The organism is Streptomyces sp. YS-3 (genome assembly GCF_045257485.1).
Lineage (GTDB): Bacteria > Actinomycetota > Actinomycetes > Streptomycetales > Streptomycetaceae > Streptomyces.
In genome coordinates this window covers 1-716 of sequence record NZ_JBJHPC010001154.1, presented here as the reverse complement: position 1 = coordinate 716, position 716 = coordinate 1, and the positions used below count along the sequence as shown (strand labels likewise).

Annotated in this window: 1 protein-coding gene; it reads right to left on the bottom strand. The window is 73.2% G+C overall.

Annotation, left to right across the window (positions count from 1 at the left end):
* Positions 1 to 44 precede the first annotated feature (44 nt).
* Positions 45 to 716: VWA domain-containing protein (locus ACJA3G_RS38055; protein ID WP_406557555.1), on the bottom strand; the 672-nt coding region annotated here is incomplete at its 5' end.

Here is a 716-nt window from a genome sequence, read left to right as displayed (position 1 = left end):
GGGGGCCGTGCGACCGGTCCCCCCACGCCCCGCGGCCGGGGAGATCAGTCCCGCTGGGCGAAGCCGGCGAGGAGCCCCTTGTAGAACGCGGTGTCGGGAACGTCACTGGGCGCGGGTCCCGCGTGCAGGAACGCGGCGTTCGGCGCGTCCAGCTTCCTCAGGAAGTCGAACGCCTTGCTGTCGTCCTCGCCGAACGCCACGAACTGCCAGAACAGGTCCTTGCCGGCCGCGTCGGCGAGCGCCTCCCGGGCCGCCACCTTGGCGTCCGGGGCGCCGTCGGTCTGGAAGACCACCAGCGCGGGGCCGTCGGCGTCGCTCTTCTCGTAGTGCTCCACGACCGCCTCGACGGCGCACTGGTAGCTGGTGCGCCCCATGTGGCCGAGCGCCGCGTGCGTCTCGTCGACGACGCCCTCGTACGAGGTGAGGGAGAGGTCGGCGGTGCCGTCGAGCTCGGTGGAGAAGAACACGGTGTGCACGGCGGCGTCCTCGTCGAGGTGCGCCGCGAGCGCGAGCACCCGCTCGGCGAGGTGCTGGGCGCTGCCGTCCTTGTAGTACGGCCGCATCGACCCGGACCGGTCCAGCACGAGGTACACGGTGGCCCGCGCCCCGTTCAGCCCGGCCTTGCGCAGCTGGGCGCCGGCGGCCTTGTAGTGGTCGACGAGACCGGGCGCGCGGGACTTGAGACGGGCGAGGGTGATGGCGGGGGAGGCCTTGGC